This is a genomic window from Brasilonema octagenarum UFV-OR1, from assembly GCF_963888615.1.
In the GTDB taxonomy this organism is placed as follows: domain Bacteria; phylum Cyanobacteriota; class Cyanobacteriia; order Cyanobacteriales; family Nostocaceae; genus Brasilonema; species Brasilonema sennae.
In genome coordinates, this window is the sequence record NZ_CAWPKW010000210.1 from 1 (window position 1) to 5205 (window position 5205).

General features: G+C 41.1%; 7 protein-coding genes and 2 pseudogenes. 6 read left to right on the forward strand and 3 right to left on the reverse strand.

Annotated elements, in window-relative coordinates; all coding sequences use genetic code 11:
- The 6 genes and pseudogenes from AC5590_RS15915 to AC5590_RS15940 all read left to right on the forward strand — a co-directional run.
- A partial coding sequence (locus AC5590_RS15915; protein ID WP_169268857.1) for a beta-barrel domain-containing protein occupies positions 1–622 on the forward strand: 622 nt, incomplete at its 5' end.
- Positions 623–878: 256 nt separating this feature from the next.
- Positions 879–1661 carry a peptidylprolyl isomerase gene (locus AC5590_RS15920; RefSeq protein WP_246163041.1) on the forward strand — a complete coding sequence of 261 codons (783 nt, stop codon included), beginning with the start codon at positions 879–881 and terminating at the stop codon, positions 1659–1661.
- 419 nt (positions 1662–2080) lie between these two features.
- Complete coding sequence (locus AC5590_RS15925) at positions 2081–2320, forward strand: hypothetical protein (protein WP_169268858.1); 240 nt, start codon at positions 2081–2083, stop codon at positions 2318–2320.
- Positions 2321–2618: 298 nt separating this feature from the next.
- Entirely contained in the window at positions 2619–2924 is a 306-nt protein-coding gene (locus AC5590_RS15930; RefSeq protein WP_169268859.1) for a hypothetical protein, read from the forward strand.
- A 211-nt stretch (positions 2925–3135) separates the two neighbouring features.
- On the forward strand, positions 3136–3333 hold the full coding sequence (locus AC5590_RS15935; protein ID WP_169268860.1) for a hypothetical protein: 198 nt from the start codon (positions 3136–3138) through the stop codon (positions 3331–3333).
- 268 nt (positions 3334–3601) lie between these two features.
- Positions 3602–4357, forward strand: a pseudogene (locus AC5590_RS15940) (IS1 family transposase).
- Here the strand turns inward: AC5590_RS15940 and AC5590_RS15945 are convergent.
- The 3 genes and pseudogenes from AC5590_RS15945 to AC5590_RS15955 form a co-directional block, all read right to left on the reverse strand.
- Positions 4346–4807: pseudogene (locus AC5590_RS15945) on the reverse strand (RNA-guided endonuclease InsQ/TnpB family protein); the annotation flags it as partial. The pseudogenes AC5590_RS15940 and AC5590_RS15945 sit on opposite strands and share 12 nt — an antisense overlap.
- Positions 4785–4901, reverse strand: coding sequence for a helix-turn-helix transcriptional regulator (locus AC5590_RS15950; RefSeq protein ID WP_169268863.1), 117 nt, complete (start codon positions 4899–4901; stop codon positions 4785–4787). The gene AC5590_RS15950 and the pseudogene AC5590_RS15945, both read right to left, overlap by 23 nt.
- A 53-nt stretch (positions 4902–4954) precedes the next feature.
- Complete coding sequence (locus tag AC5590_RS15955; protein ID WP_169268861.1) at positions 4955–5098, reverse strand: hypothetical protein; 144 nt, start codon at positions 5096–5098, stop codon at positions 4955–4957.
- Positions 5099–5205: the final 107 nt, after the last annotated feature.

Consider the following 5205-nt stretch of genomic DNA (forward strand, 5'->3'; position numbering starts at 1 on the left):
AGAACAACGCAATTATCAAAGCCTGGTTCATACAGGTGAACTTGCACAACTCAAAATTGAAGAAGAACTCAAACAACTGCAATCACAAATCAACTCCCTACACTCTGAAATTGGCCAAACAGGAAGCCAGATGATATCTTACAAGATTCAACTGCAGCAACGAGTGGTGCGATCGCCCGTTGATGGTGTGATTTTTGAATTCCCGACTACCAAGCCAGGAGCTGTACTACAACCAGGTCAGAGAGTTGCTCAAATTGCACAATTAAATCGTGGTTTAGTACTCAAGGCTGTGATGCCTAATCAGCATAGTGGCTTCTTAAAAGCGGGTATGCCTGTCAAAGCCAAGTTTGATGCTTATCCTTTCGGTGAGTATGGCATCGTGTCAGGAAAAGTCAATTGGATTTCTCCAGACTCCAAAGTTAGCCAAACACCTCAAGGGAGTGTAGAAAACTTTGAGTTAGAAATCACTTTGGATAAGCAGTATATCCACAATGGCAACAAACCTATTCAACTCACTCCTGGACAGACTGCAACAGCTGAGGTGGTTATCCGCCGACGACGTGTCATCCACTTTATCTTAGATCCATTTCAGAAATTGCACAAAGGTGGTTTAGAGGTTTAGTCAAAAGTCAACTTTAACAGTGAACAGTGATCAAGCAATTGATCACTGTTCACTGATAACTGTTTTAACGTTACCAGTCTCAAATTTTGGCGTTGCTGAATTAGGGGATGATGTAAAGAAATGTATATTTCCTTGAGAAGCTGCGTAAATCCCCAGCCAACCTCAGATAAATCAACGAGGAGTCAAATCAGAACAACCCTATTTCATGCTTCCATTCTCCAACGCCAAAATTTCAAATTTTTAGGAGAATCGTGTCGTGTCAAAACGTTTGATCATTTGCGGTGCAGACTTGGTTCGCAGTCTGAAACTTTCTTGCCAAATGCCTGATGTTGTCTATGCTGTAGCAAGCCAAAAAATTATTGCATCGGCGGCCCAACAGGCAGGGATTCAAGTCTCGGAAGAAGAACTTCAACAGGAAGGAGATAAATTACGCTTTGCGAAAAAACTTGTCAAAGCTCAAGACACTTGGGACTGGCTAAAAAAACATCATCTCTGTCTGGCTGAGTTTGAAGAATTGATTCATAACAACGTACTTGCTACTAAGTTAGCTAATCACCTGTTTGCTACGCAGGTGGAACGGTTCTTTTATGAAAACCAACTCAATTACGTTGCTGCTGTCACCTATGAAGTCATCTTGGATGACAGAGATTTAGCTCTAGAACTGTTTTATTCTCTACAGTCAGGCGAAATTACTTTCCAAGAAATTGCTCGTGAATATATTCAACAGCCTGAACTTCGACGTGCTGGAGGATATCAAGGAATGCGACGTCGTACAGATTTTCGACCAGAGATTGCAGCCGCTGTATTTGCAGCCGCTCCGCCGTCTGTTATCAAGCCGATATCAACCTCCAAAGGAGTTTATTTGATTTGGCTAGAAGAAATGGTTCAACCTATCTTGGATCAGCACTTACGTGACCAAATTCAGCAAGAATTGTTTGATCATTGGTTGAAACAACAAATTCAATCAATAGAAATCTTGACCATGTTAGATTCCGACGCTCATCTTCAAGCATCAGAGGATGTGTTAATGCAGGCTTGACTTTAGCTATTAGTTCTTCACCCCAAAATTAGGAGATATTGGAGGTTATTTAGCGCAAATCAAACTTGGCGAACTATTCATGCAAAAAATTTCAACCCCATAACATAAACAAACAAGAAGTTTTTTCTGAAATGAAATCAATAATTCATTTTGCTTTAGGTTGATTTTTTTGAATTATAATCCGAATGAACTGAGTTTCAAAAATAAAGAAACACAGAATTTTGTCCTGATATCCTTTTATTACTTGAATAGATAAAAGTTGATGAAATAAAATGTTTATCTAAATGAAAATAATCCATCTTCATCGTTACTTTATGTTTTTCTCTGGCAGAAGTGTTATGTTTATAGATGTAATCAAACAGAGAGTTTTGATTACAAAGAAGTTTCCGATCAAAACTAGTAAATTCTAGGAGAATCATATGATTATCGCAGACCTTTCTCACCTCGAAACCACTGCAGACAATCATCAAGTTCAAGGTGGATTTGCAACATCTAGTGCATCATCTGGTGCTTATGCTAACGGTAGCAATTTCGCTGCTACAAGTACCAACACTTATACAAGTGCGACTTCTGGCTACCCTTACTACTACTACCCCTACTACTACTCCTACCCCAATAGTGCTAGCTCAAGCTCATACTCTAGCTCCACTGCTTCATAACTAAGCTGTTACGCATTGAACTTGCATATTGACTCTTTGGATTGTCCTTAGTGATTAGTCCTTTGTCTGACTCATGAGCCTTACGGGTTCGCCATAGGGGTCTCCCGACAGAGGCATGTGGCGTCCCCGCTGGCTCACTAATGACGAGTGATACGCTGACAGTGATCACGAAAAAATATGCAAGTTGTTGGCGCATTGGCTGAAAACTTTGCTCAGAGGCATTTTAAACAAATACTAAGTATCGCTGAAAGTTGTTAAGCAACTTTCAGCGATATGTCTGCGAGGAAAAGGAGAGATTATGAGTCGATTAAAAATAGTTGACCTAAGCTTTTGTCAAACTGAACTTTCGAGTGATACTCAAGTGCATGGGGGACTTCAAGTAGTTCAACAGAGTTTCAGCACACCTACAAGCAGTGTATCAACCTATGCTGCCTCTGATTCCGGTTCAGGTTACAACGTATCTTATTCCTTTAACCCTGCAACTGGTAAGTATAGCTATAGCATTGACTATGGATATAAATACGCTGTTGCTAGTGCTGCTGCTGGTGCTGCTGCTAATGGACCTACTTACACCACTTCCTATGCGAGTGCACGTACTTCTTGAAGCTTGTTTTACTAAGTTTTTGTTCAAGAAGCTATTGAATAGAAGCCCCATAAAACAGGTGGTTTTCTTCAATAGACCTCTCCAAAAATGATTTTTAGTGCAAGCGCGGGGTATTGGTTTCATAGCCATTTTTGGAGAGGTCTAATAGCTTTTTTGTTATGTTGACACCAACTTAGACGAATGAACTAGCAATTTTCAGGAGAACAATATCATGATGATCAAAGATCTATCTCACATAGAAATGGTTGCTCAACAAGCAAAAGAAGTTCAAGGTGGATTTCAATATTCTCCTTCCCAGGCAAACGCGGGTGCATTTGCATTTGCACAGGGTAGTAACTTTGCTTATACGATTACCACAACTTATACCAACGCAGGCTTCTACTCAAACCGTATCTCTTCGTCTAATTGAGATACAGTAGGGGGGATGAGGAAGCGTTTGCTGACGGCTACCGCTTCCTTTTTAAAAGAACGCATCAATAGTGCGAGTAATGGGAGGTTAATGATGTTGTTAGCGAATTTAAACAACATTTGTGAATTCTGAATTCTTCCTCAAGTTACAATTGCTGCAAGCAATGCGTTATGAGAATAGTGACAATCGAATAAATAAACTGGCGTTGCAGAATAGAAATATGAATTAGAGCGATTGCGCAGAGCGCAGACGCCGAAGGCGTATCGCCATGAAATGCCCAAGGTGTGCATCAAGTCACATTCGTAAGAATGGAAGACAAAGAGGTAAACAAAATTACATTTGTGTGAACTGTAAACGTCAGTTCATTGAGTTTTATAATCAGAAAGGATATACAGAGGATATTAAGCGCGAGTGCTTAGAAATGTATGTTAATGGTTCTGGTTTTCGGGCAATAGAAAGAGTCAAAAAAGTACACCATACTACTGTTATAAATTGGGTTAGAGAAGTTGGTAGCGCCTTACCGGATACACCTTATAGGAGTGAAATTCCAGAAGTTACAGAAGTTGATGAACTTGAGACTTTCATCGGTAAAAAAAATATATGGCTGTGGACAGCAGTAAACCACAGCGTTACGGGAATTATAGCTTGGGTTTTCGGGGATAGAAGTTCAGAAACTTTTAAACTTTTGTGGTTGACAATCAGGTGTTGGCATTCTTATTTTTACGTTACAGACGGTTATCCAGTTTATCCTTGTTTTATTAACAATGAAGACCACATCGTTAGTAAAACTTAATTGACTTGAGTGGAAGGAGAAAACAGTCGTTTAAAGCACTATCTTGCGCGACTACATCGCAAAACCTTTTGTTACTCTAAGTCAGAGAAAATGCTTAAGTATTCCATTCGATTGGTAATACATTATCTAAAATACGGCATAGCGCCCGCAAGCTTGAGGCGATTGCCTAGGGCAGAGCTACGCTTAACGCATGATTCATATTTCTATTCTGCAACGCCCCCTCACATCTAGCGGCATCTCGCTCACTTGATAGAAACAATTAGAGCAGAGTTTGAAACTAGGAAACCATCGGTCTATTTCAACCAACTTTGCACCTTTACGTTCTAGCTTGTAGGCTAAAAAGTTAGTAAAAGTTCCCCATCCACAATCAGATATTGCTTTTGCTAACTTGTGATTACGTTCGCGTAGCGTGCGCTCTGCGCATACCATGCCTTTGACATGAAGATTCTCCACTATGACAGCTTGGCTATCGCTGACTAACTTATAACTAAGTTTATGAAGAAAATCTTGCCGCGAATTGCTAACTCGTTCGTATACTTTGGCAACAACTTTTCTATATTTGTACCTTGAATTACTTCCTTTGTGTTTACACGCTAACTTTTGCTGTTTGCGCTTGAGCTTCTTCTCATGTTTAGCGAGATGTTTAGGATTGTCATATTTAGACACTTTTTCGCCGTTGCAGAATGTAGCGGTGTGGCGCTTCTCCTACCTGCATCTTGAAGGTACGCGCAAAATGAAACTGACTCATTGGCACAAGTGCGGCTAGATTGGCGATCGCCTACGGCAGAGCTTCGCTTAACGCCAATTCTTCAGCTAAATTCTCATGAACTACAAGCTAGCCGCCTTCGGCTGAGCTAGCTGTTTGTGACGCTTCACTTGAGCAACTTGCTTGATAGCGAAGCGTGGCGGAACGCCATAGCTTCGACAACAAGTAGAGGTTGACTCATCAGCATCTATAGAGGTACGTTCCATACCCCTTGCCCTTACGGGTATCTCCTAAGCCCTGCGGGCACGCACTCGCGAACGGAGACGCTGAGTCCTGAGCCCTGAGTCCCAAAGGGACACGCTGCGCGTTCACG